This window comes from Carboxylicivirga sp. (genome assembly GCF_982718395.1).
In genome coordinates this window covers 1-25,787 of the sequence record NZ_CEXQWX010000018.1, presented here as the reverse complement: position 1 = coordinate 25,787, position 25,787 = coordinate 1, and the positions used below count along the sequence as shown (strand labels likewise).

At 36.0% G+C, this 25,787-nt stretch carries 20 protein-coding genes; 10 read left to right on the top strand and 10 right to left on the bottom strand.

Translation table 11 applies throughout. From position 1 onward, the window contains the following. Window positions 1–1,976: putative LPS assembly protein LptD (locus AC4MRQ_RS05715; protein ID WP_491196692.1), on the bottom strand; the 1,976-nt coding region annotated here is incomplete at its 3' end. A 139-nt stretch (window positions 1,977–2,115) separates the two neighbouring features. Between AC4MRQ_RS05715 and AC4MRQ_RS05710 the strand changes: the two genes are divergently transcribed. The 4 genes from AC4MRQ_RS05710 (at window position 2,116) to AC4MRQ_RS05695 (ending at window position 8,502) form a co-directional block, all read left to right on the top strand. Continuing rightward, window positions 2,116–3,222 carry an N-acetylmuramoyl-L-alanine amidase family protein gene (locus AC4MRQ_RS05710; RefSeq protein ID WP_491196691.1) on the top strand — a complete coding sequence of 369 codons (1,107 nt, stop codon included), beginning with the start codon at window positions 2,116–2,118 and terminating at the stop codon, window positions 3,220–3,222. A gap of 66 nt (window positions 3,223–3,288) precedes the next feature. Continuing rightward, complete coding sequence (locus AC4MRQ_RS05705; RefSeq protein ID WP_491196690.1) at window positions 3,289–4,527, top strand: MlaD family protein; 1,239 nt, start codon at window positions 3,289–3,291, stop codon at window positions 4,525–4,527. 312 nt (window positions 4,528–4,839) lie between these two features. Beyond that, window positions 4,840–6,267, top strand: a complete 1,428-nt coding sequence (dnaA, locus tag AC4MRQ_RS05700; protein ID WP_491196689.1) for a chromosomal replication initiator protein DnaA — start codon at window positions 4,840–4,842, stop codon at window positions 6,265–6,267. A gap of 120 nt (window positions 6,268–6,387) precedes the next feature. After that, window positions 6,388–8,502: a M3 family metallopeptidase gene (locus tag AC4MRQ_RS05695; protein WP_491196688.1), complete on the top strand. Its 2,115-nt coding sequence runs from the start codon at window positions 6,388–6,390 to the stop codon at window positions 8,500–8,502. Window positions 8,503–9,061: 559 nt separating this feature from the next. Here the strand turns inward: AC4MRQ_RS05695 and AC4MRQ_RS05690 are convergent. From AC4MRQ_RS05690 to AC4MRQ_RS05680, 3 genes are all read right to left on the bottom strand, one after another. Further along, the gene (locus AC4MRQ_RS05690; RefSeq protein ID WP_491196687.1) at window positions 9,062–9,604 is read right to left on the bottom strand and encodes a glutathione peroxidase; all 543 of its coding nucleotides are present in this window, start codon (window positions 9,602–9,604) and stop codon (window positions 9,062–9,064) included. Between the two features lie 187 nt (window positions 9,605–9,791). Continuing rightward, window positions 9,792–10,403, bottom strand: coding sequence for a protein-L-isoaspartate(D-aspartate) O-methyltransferase (locus tag AC4MRQ_RS05685; RefSeq protein WP_491196686.1), 612 nt, complete (start codon window positions 10,401–10,403; stop codon window positions 9,792–9,794). A 67-nt stretch (window positions 10,404–10,470) separates the two neighbouring features. Then, window positions 10,471–10,914 carry a nuclear transport factor 2 family protein gene (locus AC4MRQ_RS05680; protein ID WP_491196685.1) on the bottom strand — a complete coding sequence of 148 codons (444 nt, stop codon included), beginning with the start codon at window positions 10,912–10,914 and terminating at the stop codon, window positions 10,471–10,473. Between the two features lie 154 nt (window positions 10,915–11,068). Between AC4MRQ_RS05680 and truA the strand changes: the two genes are divergently transcribed. Continuing rightward, on the top strand, window positions 11,069–11,848 hold the full coding sequence (truA, locus tag AC4MRQ_RS05675; protein ID WP_491196684.1) for a tRNA pseudouridine(38-40) synthase TruA: 780 nt from the start codon (window positions 11,069–11,071) through the stop codon (window positions 11,846–11,848). 1 nt (window position 11,849) lies between these two features. Here the strand turns inward: truA and AC4MRQ_RS05670 are convergent, their stop codons facing one another. The 4 genes from AC4MRQ_RS05670 to AC4MRQ_RS05655 all read right to left on the bottom strand — a co-directional run bounded on the left by AC4MRQ_RS05670 (window position 11,850) and on the right by AC4MRQ_RS05655 (window position 16,362). Then, window positions 11,850–12,590, bottom strand: coding sequence for a shikimate dehydrogenase family protein (locus AC4MRQ_RS05670; RefSeq protein ID WP_491196683.1), 741 nt, complete (start codon window positions 12,588–12,590; stop codon window positions 11,850–11,852). Next, window positions 12,587–13,504 carry a DUF368 domain-containing protein gene (locus AC4MRQ_RS05665; protein ID WP_491196682.1) on the bottom strand — a complete coding sequence of 306 codons (918 nt, stop codon included), beginning with the start codon at window positions 13,502–13,504 and terminating at the stop codon, window positions 12,587–12,589. The genes AC4MRQ_RS05670 and AC4MRQ_RS05665 overlap by 4 nt, the downstream gene beginning before the upstream one ends. Next, window positions 13,497–14,918: a tetratricopeptide repeat protein gene (locus AC4MRQ_RS05660; RefSeq protein ID WP_491196681.1), complete on the bottom strand. Its 1,422-nt coding sequence runs from the start codon at window positions 14,916–14,918 to the stop codon at window positions 13,497–13,499. The genes AC4MRQ_RS05665 and AC4MRQ_RS05660 overlap by 8 nt, the downstream gene beginning before the upstream one ends. A 541-nt stretch (window positions 14,919–15,459) precedes the next feature. Continuing rightward, on the bottom strand, window positions 15,460–16,362 hold the full coding sequence (locus AC4MRQ_RS05655) for an EamA family transporter (RefSeq protein ID WP_491196680.1): 903 nt from the start codon (window positions 16,360–16,362) through the stop codon (window positions 15,460–15,462). 140 nt (window positions 16,363–16,502) lie between these two features. Here AC4MRQ_RS05655 and AC4MRQ_RS05650 point away from each other — a divergent pair, with 140 nt between their 5' ends. Next, window positions 16,503–17,849 (top strand): amidohydrolase family protein, encoded by a 1,347-nt coding sequence (locus tag AC4MRQ_RS05650; RefSeq protein ID WP_491196679.1) that lies wholly within the window; start codon window positions 16,503–16,505, stop codon window positions 17,847–17,849. A 42-nt stretch (window positions 17,850–17,891) separates the two neighbouring features. Next, window positions 17,892–20,285 (top strand): polysaccharide biosynthesis tyrosine autokinase, encoded by a 2,394-nt coding sequence (locus AC4MRQ_RS05645; RefSeq protein WP_491196678.1) that lies wholly within the window; start codon window positions 17,892–17,894, stop codon window positions 20,283–20,285. 5 nt (window positions 20,286–20,290) lie between these two features. On the opposite strand, the gene AC4MRQ_RS05640 is transcribed toward AC4MRQ_RS05645, so the two are convergent. Both AC4MRQ_RS05640 and AC4MRQ_RS05635 read right to left on the bottom strand, forming a co-directional pair. Then, on the bottom strand, window positions 20,291–21,043 hold the full coding sequence (locus AC4MRQ_RS05640; RefSeq protein ID WP_491196677.1) for a glycosyltransferase family 2 protein: 753 nt from the start codon (window positions 21,041–21,043) through the stop codon (window positions 20,291–20,293). Window positions 21,044–21,058: 15 nt separating this feature from the next. Further along, window positions 21,059–21,586 carry a DUF7935 family protein gene (locus AC4MRQ_RS05635; protein WP_491196676.1) on the bottom strand — a complete coding sequence of 176 codons (528 nt, stop codon included), beginning with the start codon at window positions 21,584–21,586 and terminating at the stop codon, window positions 21,059–21,061. A 284-nt stretch (window positions 21,587–21,870) separates the two neighbouring features. Between AC4MRQ_RS05635 and AC4MRQ_RS05630 the strand changes: the two genes are divergently transcribed. From AC4MRQ_RS05630 to AC4MRQ_RS05620, 3 genes are all read left to right on the top strand, one after another. After that, a complete protein-coding gene (locus AC4MRQ_RS05630) occupies window positions 21,871–23,070 on the top strand; it encodes a pyridoxal phosphate-dependent aminotransferase (RefSeq protein ID WP_491196720.1) in 1,200 nt (399 codons plus the stop codon). Between the two features lie 88 nt (window positions 23,071–23,158). Then, entirely contained in the window at window positions 23,159–23,890 is a 732-nt protein-coding gene (locus tag AC4MRQ_RS05625; protein WP_491196675.1) for a cell division ATP-binding protein FtsE, read from the top strand. Window positions 23,891–24,049: 159 nt separating this feature from the next. Beyond that, window positions 24,050–25,787 (top strand): tetratricopeptide repeat protein (locus AC4MRQ_RS05620; RefSeq protein ID WP_491196674.1); only part of this gene is annotated, 1,738 nt, incomplete at its 3' end.

Sequence of the window (25,787 nt, the reverse complement as noted above, 5' to 3'; positions counted from 1 at the left end):
TAGCTCGTGCTGAAGTTTAAACTCTCCAGTATTTTAAGCTTTTTAAAGCCAGTAGTGTCTTTGTCACTTTTTACCTTCATCTCAAGGGTATTGCCTAAACTAAGGCTCATGGAACCAGATTTTCCACGACCGGGAACACCATAGATTGCTCCTTCATAATATGAATAGTCGTGTCTTACTATTTCATCTCTATCTGGATCATAGTATTCAAACCAATCGTAGTAACCATATTTCGTATTGCCAAAATCTGGTCGGTAGGACATCGATACAGATGGAGTTGCTACGTGACGAATTGCATCAACTTTATTCCCAAATAGCTTTCGCCAGGGTTTAAAAAAGGTGTAAATTTTTGTTGAAGTCCCTGCACTAAAGCTATAGTCATAAACCCGGTTGAAACCTGTGATAGTATCTGTATTTACAACAGTATTGGTGGTTTCGTCGTAGCCTTGTTCAATTTTGTTTAAGTACCATCGTTCGGTATAGTTGAAAGAAGGCGTAACAGTAAAATGTTTCAGAAACTTCAGGTTCATTGCAACCGGAATACTATGCTTCACTCCGTTTTGCCATTGGTTAGCAAAATCATCACCTGAGAATCCTAATTCAGATTCTTTGGCGTGCACGTAGTTTTTCATATTACCGGTATACGACAAACTAATTTTCTCAAACATGTTTTCCTTCGTGCCGACCTTATCTTTCTTTTTAAAAGGATAAAAGCGGTTAACCGTAAAGGTCAAATCCGGAATGGTTAAGTCAATGGTAGTGTCCCTGCTGTTCTGAGAGTGTAATAAGTTAGCAGAGAAATTAAACGGTTTACCAGCCCATCTTTTACTGTACGAAATACTTGAACGTTTGGTGTTGGTCGAAATGTCGTTGTTGGCAGGATTGTATAAATTATTAATGTTGTTTTGATCAAATGAACTTGTTGAGTAATTAACACTGGCCGAAAAAGTCTGATATGGATTGGCTTTTGCGTCTTGCCTGTGTGTCCAGTTGATTGCCATATCTTTTGTCTTCCGATAATCAGGTAAATCTTTCTCGCTCGAAATATTCGTGATATATTGAAAATTGAACCTGCCACTATACTTATATCTGGCTTTATAATTAGTTCCTGTACGAATAGCCCATGAACCATTTGTGAAAATGTCACCTTTCACCATAAAATCGAAATAATCACTGGCCGCCCAATAGTAACCCCCATCAGTCAAACCAAATCCGCGAACCTGCTCATCCCGGTACGATGGAAAAAGAAAACCAGAACTGTAAGAGCTGGTAGTCGGGATTATGGCAAATGGAATAACGATTGGTAGCTTAACATCTTCCACTACTAAGTATGCCGGTCCAGTAACGGTTTTATCACCCGGTATTACTTTAGCCTTGGTCAAATTGAGATAAAAGTGAGGGTGATCATGATGGTCACAAGTGGTATACTTGGCGTCTTTCATGCAATATGAATCATCCTCAATTTTCTTGGCTTTACTACCAACCACAAAACCTTCGCCCTGTTCTGTAACAATGTGCTCAATAATTGCTTTTTCTGTTTGGAAGTTATACTTCATTCGGCGCATGGTATATTCGCCACTTGGATCAGTAAAGACTGGTAAGCCAACTTCAGTGCCCAATGAATCAACAGTTCCGTAAGCAAGTGCAGTACTGCTGTCCATGTCTAGTACAATCGTATGGGCTTTAAGAAGCACTTCCTGATAACTTACCTGAGCATCACCGTATAAATAAGTTTTTTGAGTTTCCAGGTCAAAATCAATGGAATCTGTTGCTTGATATTTTACTTCGGCATCAATTATAAAAGTTCCTGAGTGAACTTGTGTGGTATCATTAACTTCAGAATCATCATTTTCTTCAACTTGAATCTGGGGTTCTTGTGCCAGACTTACTGTTGTAATATTTGAAAGGCTCAATGCAATAATTGTTAAAGCAATTGTATTGAGCACCTTAGATGCTTTAGAATTAATTAGTGTCAAAGTGGTATTTTTTTCAAGCGTCCACAAAAATAAATAAAAATTACTCACAAGCTCACCAATGCTGTAAAATATGCGGTATGTAGGCTTTTTTTATGTGTGTATAATTTTTCTATTTTTGAACTGTAATAAATGTAAAAGTATGACAATTTATTCATTTAAAACACGCCTGATTTTTTTATTAGGTTTTGGTGTTTTATTTCTTTTTAACACTTTATCGAGCAAGGGACAGGAGTCAATCACTTTTAAAACAGTTGTTATTGATGCAGGACATGGAGGTCGTGATCCGGGTGCTATTGGTAAGACTTCGAAGGAGAAGGATATTGTTTTGAACGTGGCATTAAAGCTTGGTGAATACATTAATAAATATTTACCTGATGTTAAGGTTGTTTATACGCGTACAAAAGATGTGTTTATTCCTTTAAACAGAAGAGCGGAAATAGCAAACGAGAATGAAGCGGATTTGTTTATTTCAATTCATGCTAATGCAATATCGACATCAAAGATATATGGATCAGAAACGTTCGTATTAGGATTGCACCGAACTAAGGAAAACCTGGAAGTAGCGAAGTTGGAAAACTCGGTTATTGTACTTGAGGATGATTATACAACGACTTATGAAGGATTCGACCCAAACTCTTCTGAGTCGTATATTATATTTGAACTGATGCAAAATATCCATATAGATCAGAGTATTCATATGGCTTCACTGATTCAGTCTCAATTTAAAGAACGTGTTGGAAGGCGTGACAGAGGTGTTAAGCAAGCTGGTTTCCTGGTTTTACGTCAAGCAGCTATGCCAAGTGTGTTGGTGGAATTAGGTTTCCTTACAAATCAAAGTGAAGAACGCTTTATCGCATCGAAAAAAGGGCAGACTTACATGGCATCTGCTATTTTTAGGGCGGTACGAGCTTATAAAGAGGAATTTGATTCAAAAAGCCGTATGGAAGATTTAGCGAAATTTCAAAAGAAAGAAAAATCGGATATTAAGTACAGGATTCAGATTGCATCATCAAAGAAGCAGATGAATGAAGGAAGTTCAATATTTAAAAAGTTCGATGATGTTTGGGAGTTTAAAGAAGGGGAACGATATAAGTATACAACTGGTGCTAGTTCCGATTTTAACTCAATAATGGACTCATTGAAAATTGTTAAAGAAAAGGTAGAGGATGCATTTATTGTAGCCTTTAAAGGTGAAGAAAAGATACCAGTGTGGAAGGCAAGAAATCTGCAAAAAGAAGAAAAGTAAGAGTGGAATTATTCTTTGTAACTTAGCATTTCTAATTTTAAAAATAATAATACCAAATATCTAACCATGAAGAGAGAAGTCAAAATAGGATTAACAGTATTTGTTGCGTTTATTATACTACTATGGGGGTTCAATTTTCTAAAGGGTAGAAACATTATAGAAGTGGGCACCTCATATTATGGAGTTTATGACAGGATTGATGGATTAACCAAAGCAAGTCCTGTATATTTTAGAGGTTTTAAAATAGGTTCAGTTCGTGATATAAAATTTCATCCGACTCTTCCCAATCGTTTTTTAGTTACTTTTTCGCTTTTTGATAAAATCGATATGCCTGTTGACTCTAAAGCCCAGATTTACAGTCTTGATCTAATGGGGTCAAAAGGGGTGCAATTTATTAGAGGAAAGAGCGATGAGATGTTAGCAGTTGGTGATACTATGAATACTTCTGTTATTGGTGATTTAGCTGATAAGATGAGTATGGAAGTATTACCTCTAAAAGATAAGACGGAAAGATTGATAGTCAAACTCGATACTGTGCTTACAAACATAGGTAAGATGTTCGGTGAAGAAGAAGGGCGCTTTAAGTCGAGTATGTATAATCTGGATCGATCATTACGACATTTTGAATCGATTAGTAGAAACCTGTCAAAAAAGATGGAGGCAGATGGTGAGGTTTCATTAATGCTTCAGCGTACTGATTCACTACTAGCCATGATGGCAGCACAAAGGCCACATATTGATTCGACTTTCTCAAATCTGGCCGGTTTCACCAGTCAGTTGGAAGCCTCTAATATTGATGAAACGGTGGACCAATTAAGAATGACATTAAAAAGTACCAATGATTTATTGGATAGTCTGAATACAGGGAAAGGCTCTATGGGCAAACTTATGAACGATGAAGAGTTATACAATTCATTAAATGCTGTTAGTAATAATTTAAATCGTCTGCTTATCGATTTCAGACATAATCCGGGTCGATATGTTTCATTTTCGGCAGTTAATTTTGGAAGAAAGGTGGTTGTCAGTGAAGGAGCTTACGGTGTAGGAGGAATTGTTTATGAAGTTCAAATTAAGTCATCAAAACAACCACTCGAAATAGGTACCACAATACTTAATGGAAAGTATCAAGTGTATGAAGATTATCGCGATTCTCGATATGTTTATACATTGGGTCAAACTGTTAATTTTGACGAAGCTTCAAAAATATTAGACGAAGCTAAAGAAATCTATGACGAATCAATACTTGTTGCACTTAAAGATGGAGTGCCAATTAGCCTGAAAAAAGCCCGTCGCCAGAGTAATTAAAAAATTACAAATATGTTAATAATTAGGGCCGTTAAATTTTTTTGAAAAAAAATCAAAGGTACTCTGAAAAATATCCAAAAGGTTTAAAAACAGGGCATTTCATGTATTAACTTAAAGTTAAGGCTGTGTTTTAATGTGCAGGTAATCAGTAATTTGCTACTATTATATTTAAATGCTTGATTTCTAGATATCAAATCGTCTTTGGTATTTTGTCAAGTCTTTTTAAGTTTTTTTTTCATTTTTTTTTTCACAAATTTTGTTTTCGCATTTAAGGTAGTTAGCAAACATAATACGTGAAAGGAAACAGAAAGAATGGAAGTCGATTACAAAAGAATTTGGGGTAATTGTTTAAATGTAATCAAAGACAATATACCACAGATTAGTTACCAAACCTGGTTCGAACCAATTGAACCTGTAAAAATTGAGAAGGATGTATTAACCATACAAGTTCCGAGCCTTTTCTTTTATGAGTACCTGGAAGAGCAGTACATTGATTTATTGAGTAAAACCTTAAGGAAAGAATTAGGTGCAAATGCGAAGCTGGAATATAATGTCGTGATGGATAACGCGCATGTAGCTAACCAACGACCTTACACACTGAGTTTTCCGACAAGCAATAAAACAGACCTACGTAATCGACCTGTTAATGTTGCTAATCAGGAAAAACCTGATATTCGAAATCCTTTTGTAATTCCTGGTATTAAGAGATTGAGTGTAGATCCTCAATTGAATGGTGACTATAACTTCGAAAATTTTGTTGAAGGAGAATGCAACCGATTAGCCAGAAGCGCGAGTTTGGCTGTTGCTAAAAATCCTGGTAAAACGGCTTTTAACCCTCTATTCTTATATGGTAATTCAGGTTTAGGTAAAACTCACTTAGCGCAATCAATTGGGATTGAAGTAAAGAGAAATATGCCTGAGAAAACTGTTTTGTATGTGAATGCCAATAAATTCCAAACACAGTTCACCGATTCTGTTAGGAATAATTCGCAAAACGATTTTCTTAACTTTTACCAAATGATTGATGTATTGATTATTGATGATGTACAGGAATTTGCTGGTAAAACTAAAACTCAGAATACTTTCTTTCACATTTTTAATCATCTACACCAATCAGGAAAACAGTTAATACTAACATGTGATAAAGCTCCTGTTGAATTGCAGGGGATGGAAGATCGGTTGTTATCAAGATTTAAATGGGGATTGGCGGCTGACTTGCAAATTCCTGATTTTGAAACGCGTGTTTCTATCCTGAATAAGAAGATTTACAAGGATGGTTTGAATGTGCCAGAAGAAGTTGTTTATTACATTGCTAGTAATGTCGTAAATAATGTCAGGGAGTTGGAAGGAGCGTTGATTTCTTTGTTGGCTCAGGCAACGCTTAATAAGAAGGAAATAACTTTTGAGACGGCTAAACAGATAATTGATAAGCTTGTAAAGAAAACAACAAAGGAAATATCGATTGATTCCATTTCGCAAACGGTTTGTGATTACTTTGGTCTTGAATTGGATATTTTGCAGTCAAAGACAAGGAAGCGTGAGATTGTTCAAGCACGTCAGATTGCAATGTTCTTTAGCAAAGGTCTGACTAACTCTTCATTGTCAACGATTGGTGCTAAAATTGGGAAAAAAGACCATGCTACAGTTTTACACGCCTGCAAGGCCATTAATAACCTTATAGAAACAGATAAAGATTTCAAAGGTCAAATAAAGGAAATTGAAGCGCAGCTTAAATCGTAAAGAATATTTAAGTTCTACAACATAAAGACACCCGAATTTCGGGTGTCTTTTTTTTATACTTTTGGATGTAATTTCAGATTTGAAACTTATTAAATCCAATTTCATCAAAAAATATCAAAAATGAATAAATTACTTAGCTTGATGTTAGCAGTTTTAGTGCTGGCATCCGGATGTCAAACCACGACCAAAGAAAACATGAATCCTTTTTTTAGCGTTTATGAAACACAGTATCAAACACCTCCGTTTGATTTAATTGAAATTGAGCATTACATGCCAGCCTTCGAAAAAGGCATGCAAGAGCAGGTAAAGGAGATTGATGCTATTGTTAGCAATAAAGAAGAAGCAACTTTTGAAAATACAATTTTGGCTCTAGACAAGTCAGGTGAGTTATTAGATAAGGTAAGTTCAGTATTCTTTAATATTCAGAGTACGGATAATAATGATGAAATTCAGGAAGTTGCACGTACTATAACGCCTCAGTTGACAAAACATTCCGATAACATTTCGATGAATATGGGATTGTTTAACAAGGTCAAAGCAGTTTACGAGCAGCGTGAAGAGCTGAATCTGACAAAAGCACAAAAACGTGCAACTGAAAAATATTACAATGACTTTGTGAGAAACGGCGCTGAATTGTCTGGAGACGAGCAAGCTCAACTAAAAAAATATAACGAAGAGCTTTCCAACCTGCAATTGGAGTTCAGTGAAAATCAATTAGCTGAAACAAACAAAAATTTTAAGTTAGTAATCGATAATAAGGATGATTTGGCTGGCTTGCCGGAAGGTGTTATCAGTGGTGCTGCCGAAGCTGCTAGTGCCAATGGAATGGAAGGCAAGTGGGTATTTACATTACAAAAGCCAAGCTTAATCCCATTCTTACAGTATGCTGATAATCGTGACTTAAGGGAAAAGATCTATCGTGGTTATTTTATGCGTGGTAACAATGATAATGAATTCGATAATAAAGACATTATTCGGAAAATTGCCATGATCAGAAGTCAACGGGTTAAGTTGCTGGGTTATGATACGCATGCCGATTATGCCATTGATGTTAACATGGCCAAAACGCCTGAAAATGTTGATGAGTTTTTAATGGGCTTATGGGCTCCCGCCAGTAAAGTTGCCAATGATGAGCTTAAGGAAATGCAGGCTATCATTGATAGAGAAGGTGGTAATTTCAAGCTTGAATCTTGGGATTGGTGGTATTACGCCGAAAAGTTACGTAAGGAAAAATACGATCTGGATGAATCAGAAATTACACCGTATTTCCAATTGGATAATGTACGTGATGGTATGTTCTGGGTGGCAAATAAGCTTTATGGAATTAATTTCAAGAAAACAACTAACATCCAGATTTATAATCCTGAAGTAGAAGTTTTTGAAGTGAACGAGGCCAATGGAGATTATATTGGGTTATTATATCTTGATTATCATCCACGCGATAGTAAGCGACCAGGAGCCTGGCAAACCAGTTTCAGAACTTCAATAACCCGTGACGGAAAGAAAACATCACCATTGGTGTCGGTTGTATGTAATTTTACCAAGCCAACAGGCGATATGCCAGCATTGTTAACTTTTGATGAAGTAAGTACCTTATTCCATGAGTTTGGCCACGCATTACATGCGTTATTTACAACTGGCGAATTTAAACGTACCGCAGGTGTTGTGCCACAGGATTACGTTGAATTACCATCGCAGATTATGGAAAACTGGGCTGCAGAACCACAGGTAATGCGTTATTATGCAAAGCATTATAAAACAGGTGAGGTAATTCCTGATAATTTAATTGAGAAAATTCAGAAGAGTGGTCATTTTAACCAGGGGTTTGCAACTGTTGAGTATTTGGCTGCATCCTTGCTTGATTTAAACTGGCACAATTTAAAAGCAGGAGATCAGGTTGATAATTCCTTAACTTTTGAAAAGAATGCAATGAATGAAATTGGATTGATTGATGAGATTATTCCAAGGTACCGCTCTACTTATTTTAGCCATATTTTTAGCAGTGATTATTATGCTGCCGGATACTATGTATATATTTGGGCAGCGGTGCTGGATTCTGACGCTTTTGATGCCTTTAAGCAAAGCGGTGATATCTTTAATAAGGAGTTAGCACAAAAGTTCCGTCAACACTGCTTATCTGAATGTGGTGACGACGAAGGCATGATTCAATACCAGAAGTTCAGAGGGCAGGAGCCATCTTTACAGCCATTGCTTTCTAAGCGTGGCTTAAACTAGTCATACCTGTAAATATTATTTGAGGGAGGAAGCTTTTATGCTGTCCTCCCTTCTTTTTTTCGAAGAAGCTACTAAAATAGTACATAGACGAAGTCAAAAATCCTGTTTGGAAGTAACTTACTATTGTTTGTCTTTCACTTAGTGCTGTGAAACTTTCACTAACAGTCGTGTAGCTTTCACTTACTTACGGGGAGCTTTCACTTACAACTGTGTAGCCTCAACTTACAGCTATGTGATTTCAACTTATAGCTGTGTGATATTAACTTACAACTGTGCGGACTCAACTTACTATTGTGTGGCCTTAACTTAATGTGGTTGAGTCTTAACCTAAAAATTTTGGAGTTGACTTAATGCTATTGAGTGCTAACTTAACGATGATTGACTTCAACTAAGTATAAAAAAGGTTCACTTAACACTCTTTGACTTTGAATGAGAATTGTGAATTCAGAATGGGTAAGAAAATTTACAGCAAATAAAGAAAAGCTACCGGGAATACAGAAAGAATGCATATAAGATAGTAGAAGTCTGAATGCCGATAACTTTTCCCATTAATCTTAATTTAAGAAGCATTAATCCACTCAATTATCTCCTGACTGTCAGGTTTTGTTTTTGGAGCGATAACTTTGTCTATCTGCCCGTTTTCGTTAATCAGGAATTTCTGAAAATTCCACTTCACTTTATGATCCCCGTGCTTGTTTAACTCTTCGGAAGTTAACCATTTATAAAGTGGATGAATATCATCGCCCTTAACCGAAATCTTTGACATCATGGGAAATGATACTCCGTAATTTTTCGTGCAAAAACTTTTAATCTCAGCGTCGGTTCCTGGTTCTTGTTTTAAAAAGTTGTTGGCAGGAAAACCAATAATTGTGAAGTTCTCACCACCATATAGTTCATAAACTTTTTGAAGCTGTTCGTATTGAGAGGTTAATCCACATTTGCTTGCAACATTAACTACCATTACTTTTTTTCCTTTAAGTTCAGATAAATCGAATTTATTACCATCAATTGTATTTACTTCAAAATCGTGGATAGAGTTTTGAGCGTTGATGTTGAAAGGAATAATCAATAAACCGAGTAATAAAAGTTTGAATAATTTCATGTGATTTAATTTATTTTCAATTTTTAGAATGTTGTACTGTTCAGGCAAGAATCTCATCGAAGGATTAACTAATTCGCTTATGTATCAATTGCGATAACGGTTTGTGTTAATGGTTAAAAGTTAACTTACTTTTTACACAATAAGGTAATGTGTTACTTAAATAAAAACACCTCAGCAACTATTTTGTTTATTTGCCGCCCCTGGTAAAGGGAACGAAGCGGACGGCCAGTAATTTTTTGCCTTTTATCTTGTTGTTTTTTTTGGTGTAAAGCATCAGATATTGTTGATTATTTTTTTCAACTGGCACAATCATCCGGCCTTCCTCGGCCAATTGATCAAACAGGGCTTCCGGTACTTTATTTGGTGCCGCAGTAATAATTACAGCATCATACGGCGCGTGGTTTTTCCAGCCATGATAACCATCTCCAATTTTGCAGGTTACATTATTATATCCATTTGCTTTTAATGTAGAATCAGCTTGTAACCCCAGTGGTTTAACAATTTCGATGGTGTAAACTTCTTTTGCAATTTCGGCCAGTACAGCAGCTTGATAACCCGATCCGGTGCCAATTTCCAAAACTTTATCGTCCTGATCGAGTTGAAGCTGTTCAGTCATATAAGCCACTATGAACGGTTGTGAAATGGTTTGGTTGTACCCTATAGGCAAAGGCCGGTCTTCGTATGCATATGTTTGAAGGAAATGAGGAACAAAAAGGTGCCTTTCAACTTTACTCATTGCCTGTAAGGTAAGCTGGCCTTTTATCCCACGGGCAATGAGTTGATTATTTACCATCTCCATCCGCATCGAATCAGGGTTTTGAATATTTATACACATCAATATATTTAAGAGTTGTACCAGCATGGGTTTATTCAATTTGCGGATTTGTGTTATCAGGAATTGATATATGACTCTGCACAATCAACCAGCGCCCATCTCTTTTTTCCATCACACCGGTATGTCTGAAACCTTCTATTCTGAATGGTTCCCCTTTGGTTTCGAAACAGGTATCCAGAAGCTGCGAGTACCAAGCTACATCATTGCTCTTTCCGATTTGTATTCGTGTATCTTTTGAGGCAACCGTATAGTCTGGTTTATTGTTAATAGCTGTCCCCATCCATTCGTAAAAGGAAGACCAGCCATACCATATTTCATCCAGATCGGTACCAATATTAACTGTATTTTCATCCTGAGCAAAACAGTCGGAAAAAGCTTCAAGGTTTCCGGCTTCCTGTGATTGGATCAAAATATCCAATACTTGCATGATAGGAGCTGTTTTTTGATCGATACTAAAGCTGCTAATCGTTTCCATGGTGTAAAGTTTTAGGTGTACAACAATAAAATATGTTACTTTATCTATGTATATTAAAGTTAGCCAATACATAAAATGATGTCAATACAATGCCTGTGTGCATTGTGCTGATTCGTTTTTCTTACCTTTGCAATCCGTCTGCTTATTTTTAATTATGAATAGATATTTTATCGAACTGGCCTATAATGGCACACGATTTCATGGTTGGCAAATACAACCAAATGCTATTAGTGTTCAGGAGGTGCTAAACGATGCATTACTTAAAGCTCTTCGCCAGGAAATTAATGTTGTTGGTTGTGGCAGGACAGATACTGGTGTTCATGCTTCTTATTTTGTTGCGCATTTTGACAGCGTTACCAAGGTGGAAGATCCAATTCATTTGGCTTTTAAATTAAACCGGATTATTGGTAATGATATTGTTGTCTATTCAATTAAGGAAGTGTCTGATGATGCACATTCCAGATTTCATGCTATCTCGCGCACTTATCATTATTACCTGAAATCGATGAAGAATCCGTTTTTGAAAGATTTTAGTTTTCGTCCTTTTTACCAGTTTGATATTGAGAAGATGAATGAGGCGGCTAAATTGCTTTTTGATTATAGTGACTTTACCAGCTTTAGTAAACTGCATACAGACACAAAAACGAACAATTGTAAAATAATCAAAGCACAATGGATTGAGCAAAATGATGGGACAGTGTTTGTTGTTCAGGCCGATCGTTTTTTACGGAATATGGTTCGTGCAATTGTTGGAACTTTACTGGAGGTAGGGCGAGGGAAAATGGATATCTATCAGTTTAAAAGTGTTATTGAAAAAAAGGATAGAAGTGAAGCTGGCACTTCAGTACCAGCCCAAGCTCTTTTTCTGGTCGATGTTGAATATCCTGAAGATGTCTTTGAACCGATGGCAAAACAGGTTCCGCCATTTCAATAACTTACGAATTCCAGATTTCCCAGGCAGCTTCTGCTTGCAGGTGCAACATCTCCAGACCGTTTTTAGCAGCAGCGCCCTGATCGATACCCTTTTGCATAAATAGGGTAGTTTCAGGATTATAAGTTAAATCATAAAGCAGATGATTTTCGGATAACAACTCATAAGGAATATCCGGGCAGGTATCTATTTTAGGAAACATGCCTAAAGGAGTGCAATTAACTAAAACAGTGTATTCTTTCAGAACATTCTTATCTAATTCCTGATAGTTGAAGTTATTATTTGTTTTGGTTCTGGATACGTATTTAAAATCAATCTGCATCAACCTGAATGCCTCAGCTACAGCTTTGGCAGCTCCACCTGTTCCTAAAATTAAGGCTTTCTGATGCGACTCTCTCAGCAGTGGCTTAATAGAATTAGAAAAGCCGATTAAATCCGTATTATACCCAATTAATTTTGGTTTTTTTTGATCCCAGTTAACTTTAATAGCATTGCAAGCTCCAACCGACCTAGCACTATCATCCAATTCATCGAGATATTCAAAAACAATTTCTTTGTGAGGAATGGTGACACTGAAGCCGGCAATATAGGCGTGTTGTTTTAAAACTTCAGGTAGCTCTTCAATATTTTCCATCTCAAAGTTGAGATATCTGGCATCAATATCTTCATCTTTAAACTTTTGGGTAAAATATTTTTGTGAGAATGATTGTGCCAGAGGATAACCAATTAAACCAAATGTTCTCATGCCTTATTTTTTTTCTTAGATGCTAATAACTCAGTTGCAGTAATGCTTACTATCCCCAAAATAATAAAAAGAGCAGCAAAATAAAACTCCTGGTTGAATTCGGGCAGATAATAATCAAAGTCAACTGTCTTGATTTTATTACCAAACTGTTTTGTTATTTCATCTTTCCATGGCCATAATATGCCTAAAGAGCCAGCTATAAAACCAGTTAATAATGCAATCGTTTGATTGTGATATTTCTTTAATAACCATGATAGAAAATGAGAAAAGGCAACTAGACCAGCAATGGCACCTATGGCTACCGGCAACAGGATTTTTACATCCATATTGTTTATAGCATCAATCATGACTAACTGGTAATTCCCAAGTAAAATAAGTACAAATGAGCCAGAAAGTCCTGGAAGAATCATGCTGCAGATTGCTACCACACCGCATAAAATAAGATATAAGAATGAGTCATCCTGACTGGCAGGTGTCAATATTGAAATGGACAAGGCTATTCCTGTTCCGATGATGGCACTAATAATGGATGAAGTTCCCCACTTATTTACCGTTTTGCCAACAAAATAGACTGAGGCTAACACCAAGCCAAAAAAATAGGCCCATATATAAATAGGATAATTTTCAAATAGGTACTCAAATAATTTTGCCAGGCTTACAACTGCTAATCCGATTCCCGCAAAAAGAGCTATTAAAAAATATAGATCAATGTGTTTAGCCAGTCCTTTAAAGTCCTTTTTAATCAGCAATTGAATGGCGGTTCCGTTAAAGGATTTAATAGCATTGATTAAGCGTTCGAATATATTGGTAATTAAGGCAATTGTGCCGCCGGATACTCCTGGAATAACATTGGCAGCACCCATTGCTGCGCCTTTAACTGCAATTTTAACGTAAGAAATTACGGAATTATTCATTCGTGTTTTGTTCTATATGTTGTTGAATTATTTTCATGATTTCTTGGTCCGCAAGAAAATCAGGATAATCTTCTTTAATGTCGGTATAAATGTTAGGATCAATTTTAATGGCTGAGGAAAATGCTTTTAAAGCTTCTTTCTTATCCTTAAGAAAATGATAATGACCAATTGCAGTCACATACCAAACAGCAGCAACCTCCGGATACCTCAATGTAATTTCAGAAGTATAATTTGCTATATCGAAGTTTTCAGAAAGTAGCATTTTAAGCTTAAGTAATTCTATCCAACCGGTCAGCTCATTAGGATCGAGATTAAGACCATTTTCAAGACTTCGGACAGCATCATCAACTTTATCCAACTCAAAAAGACCTCGGGCATGAGCAAACCAATAATCCGCGTTTAACGGATTTATGGAAATAGCTTCGTCAATTGCCTGAATACCACCCGCAAAATTATCGGTTTCCATCAGTGTTGTACCAAGTCCATACCAGGCATCTGCCAATTTAGGTGCTTGCTTAATGGTTAATTGATAAAAACGGATTGCCAGATTATAATTGCCTAATTGTTCCCAGCAATCACCAAGATACTGATAGGTTAATGTCTTATCATTAGTAAAAGTAATGTGTCCAATATAAGCGTCAACAGCCTCTTTGAAATGGCCAGATTGTACCAGGCTATTGCCTTTATTAAAGTAGGCTTCTTCGTGAGAAGGATTAATAGCAAGCGTATAATCATAAGCTTTACACGCTTCTGTGTAGTTACCTGTTTTGTTATGGATTATACCAAGGTTATACCAACCATTTTCCGAAAATGGATTGACATCTAAAAGACGATTGTAAGCACTTATGCTCTTTTCGTATTCAAGAATTTTATCCAATGAGAATGCATATTCAAACAAAGCATTTTCATTGTTTGGTTTTATCTGAAGAAGTAGCTCGAGATATTTTATCGATTCAAGATAAAGCTCGTATTGATTGAGATTGTAACTGATCTCCAGTAATACATCTTCTTTATCCTCGAAAGCAACCCGGACAGCATTATCAAAATGAACAATTGCCTGTTGATGTTCACTTTTCTGTAGCATGATCCATCCGAGTGTTAAAAAAACATCCGGATTACTACTTTCAATAGGTGCAACATTTTCAAGTATATGCTGAGCATCGGTTATTTCACCATTTTCCGCCAATAATAAAGCCTTCTTAACCAAAAGGCTTGATGATTGAGGGTGTTGGCTTAAACCAATATCCAGTATTTGCTCTGCTTGTGTAATTTTATTTTTTTCAAAATAGAAATCATAAATGTTTTCTATTTGATGCACGTCAAAATATTCGATTTTATCTGTGCTAATCATCTTCTCAAAACGCTCGATCGAATGTAGTGCCTCATCGTGGCTTGCGTGCAAGAAATCCTGCATATATTATCATTTAATGCTACAAAAATATTGTTTTTAATAGTATGACCAAGATTGCTTGTCAATTGTTATTAACAGATTTATTGACATTTCATTACTGTGAAGAAGATTGGAGACTGTTAAATGAAAATAAAAAAAGAGGCTGAACTCTTTGGGTCGGGTTGCAGCCTCCATGCCTGAAGAGAAATTGCACCTTTATCGCCAAAACACTAGAAACCGTGTTGGTGAATGTCCTTCAGGCGATCGCCTGGATTTTTAATGAAGAAACTAATGAGTTTGACCTCATTATTATAGTGTAGAAAGAAATCGCCATTTTCTTGTGAGTGTTTCATCTTCATTATCCTGGGCAATAAGTTAGGTTTGTATTGCTTTTTTGCGCTATTAGCATTACACGATTGTCGTTACAATCAATGTTTGATTATCAATGCTTGTGCCATAAATTGTAACTGGTACAAAAACAAGTTGATAAGGTAAATAGTGCTGGAAGCTGACTTTTGACATACTGTTCGGTTTCGTGATTTTGACTGTTCGATATCGAACGGCTTTATTTGATCTGTGAACCAATAATAAGCAATCCAATCCCAATAAGTATACCAGCAAGGAATATTCCTTTTTTTACAATGTTCTTCTCTTTAAAAACGATTGCACCTATAGCAAAAGCAATAATGACACCGCCACGTCTTATGGCAGATATTACGGAAATAAGGGCATCATCTTGACTGACAGCACTGAAATAGATAAAATCTGCAATTACTAAGCTTAAACCAATTAGCGGAATACTCCATCTAAACTCAAATTGTGTGCTGGACTTACGTTTGGGCCACCACAATAGTAATATAATTGGCACCATAAGGCATGCCTGATAGATTGAAAACCAACATTGAACGGCCAGGCGATTCACTCTATGTAATAAATACTTATCGTATAATCCGCTTGCAGCACCCCATAAAGTTGCAAAAATTATAAACCATACCCACTTGTTAGATCTGAATTGAATGCCTTCGGCTTTGCCTGTGGTCGAAAACAAATAGAAGAATAGTAATGTAACGATGATGCCTATCCATTGAATGTAATTGAGCTGTTCCGAAAATATTACAATAGCACCTAAAAGCGTCCATAAAGGACCACTAGATCTAATGGGTGTTACAATAGTTATTGGTAGGTTTTTGAGGGCAAAGAATGAAAATATCCAGGAACCTAGTACTATTATTGATTTGATGATAATTTGAAAATGTTCTTTGAGTGTTATGGGCGGGATGTATAGATAGTGATGTGACGGTAAAACTTTGAATTGCGATAGAAATAGTAAAGGAATAAATAGTGCTGCAGATGTACTAATGCTGATCATGAGAACTGGCAGAACAGCATTATTATTCAACGACATTTTCTTAAATACATCATAAATTCCCAGAATCAGTGCTGAGATAAGCGCCAGATAAAACCACATACTTGATAAAAACCGGACAAAGCTATTAAAGTTATTTTATATGGATACTTGTTTTTTTAATTTGTGCCTTAACGTTATGTGCAGTGGTTTGATTTGTAATTGCTTAGTTGAATCAATATATTTATATAAAAATCATCGTTGTGGATTATGTTCTGATTAAACATGGTAAGATTATCGAGAATGGTGTTGTGCACCATAAAGATGTGTTAATTGGTAATGAGAAAATTATCGAATTAGGCGATAAAATTGAAAGGCCAGAACCTGAAACACCAGTTATTGATGCAGGTGGAAAGTACTTATTGCCTGGAGCAGTTGATACCAATATCTTATTTAGTGATTTGATTAAGCAAGATGATTTGGCTCTTAAACGGTTTAATCAGGCACAGATTTTATGTGGTACTTCAACCGTTATCGAGCCGATTATTCCCCAAATATCATTCTCCTATAAGGAGGAATTGCATAGACGGAAAAATATGGAGTATGATATTAAGGCTGATTATGGTTTTCATTTGTCGATGAGTAATTGGGAGGTGTTAAATGCCGAGGACTTGGAGTTTTGTTATGCTCATGAGGGAATCGCTTCGTTTTACTTACGCTGGCCTGCAAAGAAAAGAGAGGTAAGCCATATACATTCACTCTTTAAGGCTGCTGCCAAATCTAATACTCCTGTTTTAATTGATATGCAAAAACCAGGTGATATTGAGAGTGGGCAGCCCGAAATGTCAAGAATTTATAATGAAACAATTACGAATCATCTCAGTCAGCTTAGAGCTGTTTTAGACAGTGCTATTGATGCCGGTTGTTTTGTCTGTGTACTAAATATATGCTTTAAAGAAGAACTTAATATAATTGAAAAGGTATCTAAATCAGGTCAGGTATATGCTGAAATATTATTCCCTTTTCATATAGCAAATTCGGATAAAATATTTGTGGGAAACAATTCGATATATTCAGGTTTTCCATTGGTGGATAAATTGAATTTATTATCAGAAGATGATATTTGGAGATGTTTAAAGAAAGATAATTTCTTTGTTTCCCGTCCGAGAATTAAACTCTCAGGGCAAGGGGTGTTGAGTGATAGTCAGGTGGATAACAGGCCCGATGAATATATACTTTTAAAAAACTTATTGTCGGTATTATATACCTGGGGAGTGACTGAAAATAATATCACCATGGCAGATCTTATTGAAGTGATTGCTGGAAGAACTTCCCGGTTTATGGGATTATATCCGCAAAAAGGCGTACTGCAAATTGGCAGCGATGCAGATATAGTGATCTGGAATCCCGATTATCGAAGAAATTTGTATTGTCACCTGCCAGGAGTAAACGAAGAAGGAGCCAAGCATTTTCCATTGGAAGGGCGTGTAGAATTTGTCTTTGTAAAGGGTTGTATGGTGTATAATGGCGAAAGCTTTAGTGTCGATAAAGTTAAAGGCCGGTATTTGTATCGCAGTCCTTACTATATAAAGGAAAGTGACAGTAATTAAAATCTTGAAAATGTATATATTTGGCAAGCCAAATTTTTATGAATGAATTATACTGATAATACCCAACAAGGAATTGACGGTCATGTGAAAAAAACAGGTAGTGATAACTTGTTTGATATTAATAGATTAATTCGTTTGATATTAAGGAACTGGTATTTGTTCGTTATATCTTTTCCAATTTGTGTTGGTAGTGTTTTACTTTATCACCGTTATACCGTACCGGTATACAAGGCTTCAGCTACTCTGTTGCTAAAAGGAAATGAGCAGAAAATGTCTTCGCAAGCTAGCCTGATGGAAGGGTTTGGATTATCACCGGAAGTTAGAAGTGTAGAAAATCAGACGTTTATTATTCGATCGCGAAAGATTACAAAGAAGGCCATTGATCGTCTTGATTTTGGTGTTTCGTATTATCAAAAAGGACGTTTTAAGGATACTGAATTATATAAGAATACGCCCTTTATTATTGAATTTGATTCGATTCACCCACAATTATTAAACGTTCCTATTGAGTTGACTTTTAGTTCTAATGGAGATATTGAAGTTAATGTAAGTTGTGAAAGTGGATATCTCCATAACTTTAAGGATGAACGCTTTGCCGGAAGCATTGGTAATTTACAAATAAATAAGGTAATTAAAGAAGGTGAGTGGTTAATTGAAAAGCCGTTATCATTTAAAGTTAAGCGCAATGATTTGGCTGCTCTGACGCCAGATGCTTCTTATTATTTTATTTTTAAATCACATAGTCAGATAGCATCAGAGTATAGAGCCGGTTTAGGAGTAAGTTCTCATAGCGAAGGATCAAGTATCCTATTTATTTCATCAGTTGGATCAAACAGAGGAAAGATAGTAAGATTTCTTGATGAGTTATGCGATGTTATAATGGAGCATAACCTGGAGCGGAAAAATGATATGGCTACAAGGTCAATCTCATTTATTGAGTCGCAATTAAAAACCATCTCAGATACGCTTGATAAGGTTCAGGATCAAATGTCTTCCTATCGAAAAACCAATCGCTTTATGGGTCCTTCAGAATTTTCTAAGAGGTTAGCGGAAAAATATTATGAGGCGGAAAGTGAGTTGAAGTTGTTAAACATGCAAATTAGTTATTATGAATATTTGCAGGAGAATCTTGATGTTTCAGGAGATTTTGAACAGTATTTACTTCCGGCGGTAGACAATGAAAACACTGCGTTGGTTAATGAATTAGTGATGCAGTTAATTGACTTACAAAAGGAAGCTGAAATGATTCAGGTTACGGCCTCATCAGACAATCAATATTTGCAAACATTAAATAATAGGGTTGAGATAACCGGTGATTTATTAAATAAAGCCATTAACCAGGTCATTAAGAATTTTAACCTTCAAAAGAATAAGGTTGAAGTTGAACTGGATGCGATATTGAAGGATATGGATAAATTACCGGAATTGGAAAGAGATTATTTAGTTATAGATAGAACATATAAACTTAATGATGCTATCTATACCTTTTTGCTTCAAAAACATTCTGAAACCCAAATTACAAAAGCCAGTAATATTCCGGATAATGAAATAATAGATAATGCATCGATAGTAGCCTTGGTGTCTCCAAATAAAACGAGTGATTACAAAAAGGGGTTAATATTGGCTTTGTTGATACCAGCCGTTTTTATTGGTTTAAAAGAGTTTCTCAATACCAAAGTGCGTAATAAAGAGGACTTAAACATTTTGATACCAAAGGTGCCGTTAATTGGTACAGTGGTTCATAGTAAAGTGGATGTTGAGAATGTAATTAATGAACATCCGAATTCAATTATCAGTGAATCTTTCCGTTCGATAAGGACAAAGCTTAAATTTATGGCCGGAGCTGATAAGTTACAGGTGATTACATTAACAAGCTCGAACACAGGAGAGGGAAAAACCTTTTGTGCTCAAAATATAGCATCTGTGTTTGCTATATCAGGAAAAAAGACCGTGTTAGTTGGGTTTGATATGCGTAAACCTCGATTGTCAACCTTGTTTGATCTGCAAAACAAAGATGGTCTTTCCAGTTATTTTATAGGTCAGGTTCAGATTGAAGATATTATATATTCGACACCATATGAGCATGTTAGTGCAATTCCAGCGGGGCCAATCCCTCCAAATCCGAGTGAATTGATTGTTGGTGAAAAAACAGAGCAGCTTTATAGTTATCTTCGAAGTAATTTTGACATTATTGTGGTAGATTCTCCTCCTATTGGACTTGTTGCTGATGCCAGGTTGTTAATGCATCATTCCGATTGCAATCTGTTTGTCGTTCGCGCAAATTACTCTTCGAAAGATCATATGCAGCAAACTGTAGACAATTTAATTAGTGAAAATGTTAACAGTTTAGGGGTCGTTCTTAATGATGTTTCGGCTAACGATACGGAATACGGCTATTATTCATCAGAATATTATGGAGTCAATAATAAATCTTAATTAGATCATTTCTGGACGAACTGAACAACTTTACTGACATTTTTAACGAATAAAGCATAAAATCCGCCAACATTATTCAATCTTAATGCCCGATAATCTTCTTTCGATTTTTGAATGATATTGTTGATCGAGTTATTGCTTACTCCACCCAAACGCATATTTATCAAAGTTTGGTCTAAGAAAAGACTCTTGGTATCCGCATTAGAGAATACGCGAAGCATGTAATCGTAATCAGCGGCAATTTTATAATTGGTATTAAACAAGCCAAGTTTGTCAATATGATCTTTCCGAAGATAGACTGTTGGATGTGGTGGCATCCATCCTCGCTTAAGTAATTTTTTTGTGAATTTCTGACTCTTCCAATAGCGTACAGTTTGGTGTGGATACTCTTCCCGGACGTAATTAAGGTTGCCATAGAGACAATTGTATTCAGAATTATTAACTTGGCTGATAATGGTTTCGATAATGGTGTTGTCAAAAAACAAATCATCAGCATGCAAAAAGCCAACCCATTCTCCCGTTGCTAAATTAAGGCCTTTGTTCATCGCATCATAAATACCAGTATCTTTTTCGCTAATCCAATTATCAATCAGATGTTCATTGTCTTTTATAATTTGTATTGTACTATCTGTTGACTGTCCATCGACAATGATGTATTCAATAAATTCTCTTGCCGTTTGATTATTTACACTTGTGATGGTATCAAGTAATGTTTTCTCACAGTTGTAGGTAATTGTGATAATCGATATTTTTTTCATCTATGATTGGGTGTTCTAATCAAAATAATACAACTGAATATCCTTCTTTAATTGTTCTTTGGCTTTCTGAATATAAAAAGAGGTTTCATTTACGCCTTTCTCCAGTATTTTTTTAGAAAGCTCTAGTGAAGGTGCATTTGGATTTATCTCTGCGGCTGAGGTGTTGATAAGTTTGATAACTTCATCGCGAGATTTTGTAATTGCATCCCAGCTTTTAACAGGAAGATAAACCTGCATTGCAAAATTATGCTCAAACTCATGACGAATGGTGTTTAAAAGTTTTTTCTGAAGTTGCAGGCTCGTCATTCCAGGAGAGTTTTCTCTTAAAACAATTGCATCAGGATTGATGCGCTCCAATAATATAGTCAAACGTTCATATGCTTGAAGGCGTGTTGGAATCAATTCCTTAAAAGTACTATTGGCCAATTCAAGTTCTTTAAGTTTAAGGTTGTGTTTTAAAAACCATCTGAGGAGGATCAAGAGAGGCAACGCAACTAACAAGGTAATGCATAATAGCTTCAATATTTCTTCAAATTCAATCATATGTGTGAAATTTAGCAGCTCGTTGTTTAAATCTGTTAAATTGTAAAATAATAATTCACAACAATTAGTGGGTAAAAGTAGTTAATTTGATTGTTAAGAAACTGCAATTGTTTTTATGTGTAAGAAAAAAACAATAAATAATTAAAATGTATCTGGGATTGAGTGTTGGTCGCTTATAAATTTTAACTAATTTTGTTCCTAATCGATTGCAAGATATAAAATGTTTTGCATTGGGTTGAAATGAAAGAAAAATAAGTCAAAATAAGTAAAAGGAGAGTTTTTTGATGAGTACAGATGTTGTTTCAAACAGAATTAAGTCATTGTCAGAGTCGCAGACTATTCAGATGAACCAAAAAAGCAGAGAGCTGCAGGAGAGTGGTGTAGATGTGATTAACTTAACTCTTGGAGAACCTGATTTTAATACACCTCAACATATTAAGGATGCAGCTGTCAAAGCAATTAACAACAATCTGTCGCATTATCCTCCTGTAGCTGGGTTCCCAGATCTGAAAAAAGCAATCGTTGATAAATTATCTACAGATAATGGTTTAGATTATAGACCTGACCAGATTGTTGTTTCGGCTGGAGCCAAACACAGTTTAGCCAATGTTTTACAATGTATTATTGATAAAGAAGAAGAGGTAATAATTCCTGCTCCTTATTGGGTGAGTTATATCGAATTAGTGAAGCTGGCTGAAGGTACACCTGTAATAATAGATGCAGGCGTTGAAACAAAGTTCAAGATTACGGCTGAACAGTTGGAAAAAAGCATTACACCAAATACAAAGGCAATTTTATTTAACTCTCCTTCAAACCCAACAGGTAGTGTATACTCTTATGATGAGTTAAAGGCCATTGCTGAAGTACTGGAAAGACACCCTCATGTTTATATTATTTCTGATGAGATATATGAAAAGATAAACTTCGTCGGAAAACATGTTGGCTTGGCTGAATTTTCACCTTTAAAAGATCGAACCATTGTGATCAATGGAGCATCCAAGGGCTATGCAATGACAGGGTGGAGAATAGGATATATTGCTGCACCTGCGCCTATAGCGAAAGCAGTAACAAAGTTACAAGGTCAATTTACTTCGGGTGTTTGTTCAATTGCTCAGGCAGCATCAATTCAGGCTTTTGCTGGAGATCAACAATGTGTTGAGGATATGCGGGTCGCATTTAGTAAACGTCGTGATCTGGTATTGGATTTAGTTAAGGATATCGATGGATTTAAAGTCGCGGTACCAGAGGGTGCATTCTATATTTTTCCGGATATCAGTTCGTATTTTGGTAAAAGTAATGGTGATGTAACGATTAACACATCCATGGATATGAGTATGTATTTACTGGAGAAAGCTCATGTGGCATCAGTTCCAGGAAGTGCTTTTGGAAGTAACAATTGCGTACGTTTCTCATATGCGGCTGCGGATGACTTACTAATAAAGGCCTTTAATCGTGTAAAGGAAGCTCTGTCTAAGCTTCACTAGTTAGCTTGTTAATAATTATTGGTTTTATATCCCGCAAAAAAATTGTTTCTTTGGTTGGTATATCTAATTTACCAACCATTGAATTATTATGAATAAACAACCAATTAAAAGCACGAATAACGAGGGGAATATAATTGAGTTTAAAAATGCATGTATCAGGCAACAGGAACACTTGATTCTGCAGGATGTGAACTTTACTATCCAGCCCGGTGAATTTGTTTATTTAATTGGAAAAGTTGGGAGTGGTAAGTCAAGTCTTCTCAAGACGATGTATAAAGAGTTACCTCTGGAGGAAGGATATGGATTCGTCGCCGGTTATCCACTTAAGACAATAAAAAACACTCAAGTCCCTTTATTGAGAAGAAAAATGGGGATTGTCTTTCAGGATTTTCAGTTGCTATCTGATAGAAGTGTTTACGACAATCTTTTTTTCGTATTAAAGGCAACTGGATGGAAAGATAAAAAAGACATGGACAAACGTATCAGAGATGTTTTGTCGCATGTTGATATGGTGCATAAGGGCTACAAAATGCCTCATCAACTTTCCGGCGGTGAACAACAACGAATTGGCATAGCGCGTGCACTGTTAAACTCGCCGGATTTAATTTTGGCCGATGAGCCAACCGGAAATCTGGATCCGGATACTTCTGATGACTTAATGCAACTACTTAAGAAGATTTGTTTGTCAGGTAATACTGTTATTATGGCAACACATAACTACAATCTTCTTAAGAAATTCCCGGGACGAACAATTCGTTGTGAGGATACTCGTTTATTCGAATCTAAGCAGGAAGAGATTGATTTTGATCTTCTTGATTAAAATTTTGTAGTTAAACTTGCTGCTTTCCGATCAATAACTCGTGAGTATGCTTTATCACTTATGCAGTTTTGTTATCTTTATCACCCTGTAACTTTTCAAAATAAAAAATGAATCGTTACGTTGTAATTGAAACAATCAATAACTTAAGGCCTTATCCAAATGATGAGAAAAATAGCTTTATTGCTTTTTGTCAGCCTGGTGCACTATTCTGTTGCACAACAATCGCTTAAATATGATTCGCCAAGTAAACTTTATGAAAGAGGTATGGAAATGTATCGCCTTGGAAAGTATGGTTTGGCTCGTATTAATTTCACAAAGTTTGTTGATGAGACTAAAGATGACAATTCATCTTTAGTGGCTGAGGCAGCGTACTTGTCACGCTTATGCGCTCAAAAATTAGAAAACGAAGATGTCCAATATTTATGGGAAAGCTATTTGAGCGAGTATCCTTATAGTAATCGTTTACATTATGCCAGAATGCATCTTGGCGATTACTTTAAAGATCAAAAAAAGTACAAGCAGGCTATCCGCTGGTATGATCGTGTAAAGGCAACATCGCTGGATGAAGACACCCAAGCTCATTATTATTTTTCTGCTGGATATTCGCATTTCATGTTAGAAGAATATGATAAGGCCTTAATGAAATTCAATCGAATACGTGGTAAAAGTGAAAAATATAATTCATCCGTTCAGTATTATTATGCACATATTCAATATGTAAAGGGTAATTATCAAACCGCTTTAGACGAGTTTAAAGCTTTAGAAAATGATAAGGGTTTTAAGAAAGTAATTCCTTTCTACATTGCACAAATCCTTTACCTTAAAGAAGATTATAAGGGAGCGATAAGCTATGCTGAACCAATGACGAATGAAGGTTCCAGAAAGCGACAAGCAGATATGAACCGTATAATTGCCGACTCTTATTATGCGCAGGAACAATACGCGAAATCAGCTCAATATTATAAGAAAGTGATCGAACTGACTGATGAGCCGTTAAGGGAGGATTATTATCATCTTGGATTTGCAAATTACTTCACTAAAAACTACGATGATGCTATTAAAGGCTTGTCAAAAGTTACATCAGCTGAAGATGTAATGGCACAAAACGCTTATTATCACTTGGGTGATTGTTATCTTAAGGTAAATGATAAAAAACGAGCTAGAGTTGCTTTTGAGGCTGCTTCGAAATTTGAATTTGATAAAACGATACAAGAGGATGCCTTCCTAAACTATATCAAGCTGAATTATGAATTATCATTCTCGCCGTTTAATGAAATAATAAATTCATTTATGCGCTTTATTGAATTATTCCCGCAAAGTGATAGGATTGATGAAGCATATGAATATTTAGGAAAGGCTTTCCTGACCACTAAAAACTACAGGGAAGCATTGGCTTCAATGGAGAAAATCCAAAGAAAAACAGGTGATGTATATCGCGCTATTCAGAGGGTGGCTTATTACAGAGGGTTGGAACTGTTTACCGATCTGAATTTTAGGGAAGCAATTGAGTTTTTTGATTATAGCCTGAAATATGGAGAATATGATAAAACACTAAAGATCGGTGCTTATTATTGGCGCGGTGAAGCATATTATAGAAGTCAAAATTTCCAAAAAGCTATTCTGGATTTTAGAGAATTTATTTATCAGCCGGGTTCTTATGAAATGAAGGAGTTCCCAATAGCTCACTACAATATTGCCTATTCTTATTTTAAGCAAAAAGAGTACACTGAAGCTCAAAGCTGGTTTAGAAAGTATATTAAACTAAGCGATAAGAGAGATCGGGCAATGTTGGGAGATGCCTACAACCGCACAGGCGATTGTTTTTATGTGGAACGACAGTTTACTCAAGCCATTAAGTATTATGAATTGGCATCTTCCATACCAGAAAGTTCTCCCG

Bases quoted from the DNA above. Each gene is read 5' to 3' on its own strand.
- dnaA (WP_491196689.1), top strand. From the start codon at position 4,840: ATGGAAGTCGATTACAAAAGAATTTGGGGTAATTGTTTAAATGTAATC.
- AC4MRQ_RS05690 (WP_491196687.1), bottom strand. From the start codon at position 9,604: ATGAAATTATTCAAACTTTTATTACTCGGTTTATTGATTATTCCTTTC.
- AC4MRQ_RS05625 (WP_491196675.1), top strand. From the start codon at position 23,159: ATGAATAAACAACCAATTAAAAGCACGAATAACGAGGGGAATATAATT.
- AC4MRQ_RS05705 (WP_491196690.1), top strand. From the start codon at position 3,289: ATGAAGAGAGAAGTCAAAATAGGATTAACAGTATTTGTTGCGTTTATT.
- truA (WP_491196684.1), top strand. From the start codon at position 11,069: ATGAATAGATATTTTATCGAACTGGCCTATAATGGCACACGATTTCAT.
- AC4MRQ_RS05640 (WP_491196677.1), bottom strand. From the start codon at position 21,043: ATGAAAAAAATATCGATTATCACAATTACCTACAACTGTGAGAAAACA.
- AC4MRQ_RS05665 (WP_491196682.1), bottom strand. From the start codon at position 13,504: ATGAATAATTCCGTAATTTCTTACGTTAAAATTGCAGTTAAAGGCGCA.
- AC4MRQ_RS05685 (WP_491196686.1), bottom strand. From the start codon at position 10,403: ATGGAGATGGTAAATAATCAACTCATTGCCCGTGGGATAAAAGGCCAG.
- AC4MRQ_RS05695 (WP_491196688.1), top strand. From the start codon at position 6,388: ATGAATAAATTACTTAGCTTGATGTTAGCAGTTTTAGTGCTGGCATCC.
- AC4MRQ_RS05655 (WP_491196680.1), bottom strand. From the start codon at position 16,362: ATGTGGTTTTATCTGGCGCTTATCTCAGCACTGATTCTGGGAATTTAT.
- AC4MRQ_RS05645 (WP_491196678.1), top strand. From the start codon at position 17,892: ATGAATTATACTGATAATACCCAACAAGGAATTGACGGTCATGTGAAA.
- AC4MRQ_RS05680 (WP_491196685.1), bottom strand. From the start codon at position 10,914: ATGGAAACGATTAGCAGCTTTAGTATCGATCAAAAAACAGCTCCTATC.
- AC4MRQ_RS05710 (WP_491196691.1), top strand. From the start codon at position 2,116: ATGACAATTTATTCATTTAAAACACGCCTGATTTTTTTATTAGGTTTT.
- AC4MRQ_RS05635 (WP_491196676.1), bottom strand. From the start codon at position 21,586: ATGATTGAATTTGAAGAAATATTGAAGCTATTATGCATTACCTTGTTA.
- AC4MRQ_RS05670 (WP_491196683.1), bottom strand. From the start codon at position 12,590: ATGAGAACATTTGGTTTAATTGGTTATCCTCTGGCACAATCATTCTCA.
- AC4MRQ_RS05630 (WP_491196720.1), top strand. From the start codon at position 21,871: ATGAGTACAGATGTTGTTTCAAACAGAATTAAGTCATTGTCAGAGTCG.
- AC4MRQ_RS05660 (WP_491196681.1), bottom strand. From the start codon at position 14,918: ATGCAGGATTTCTTGCACGCAAGCCACGATGAGGCACTACATTCGATC.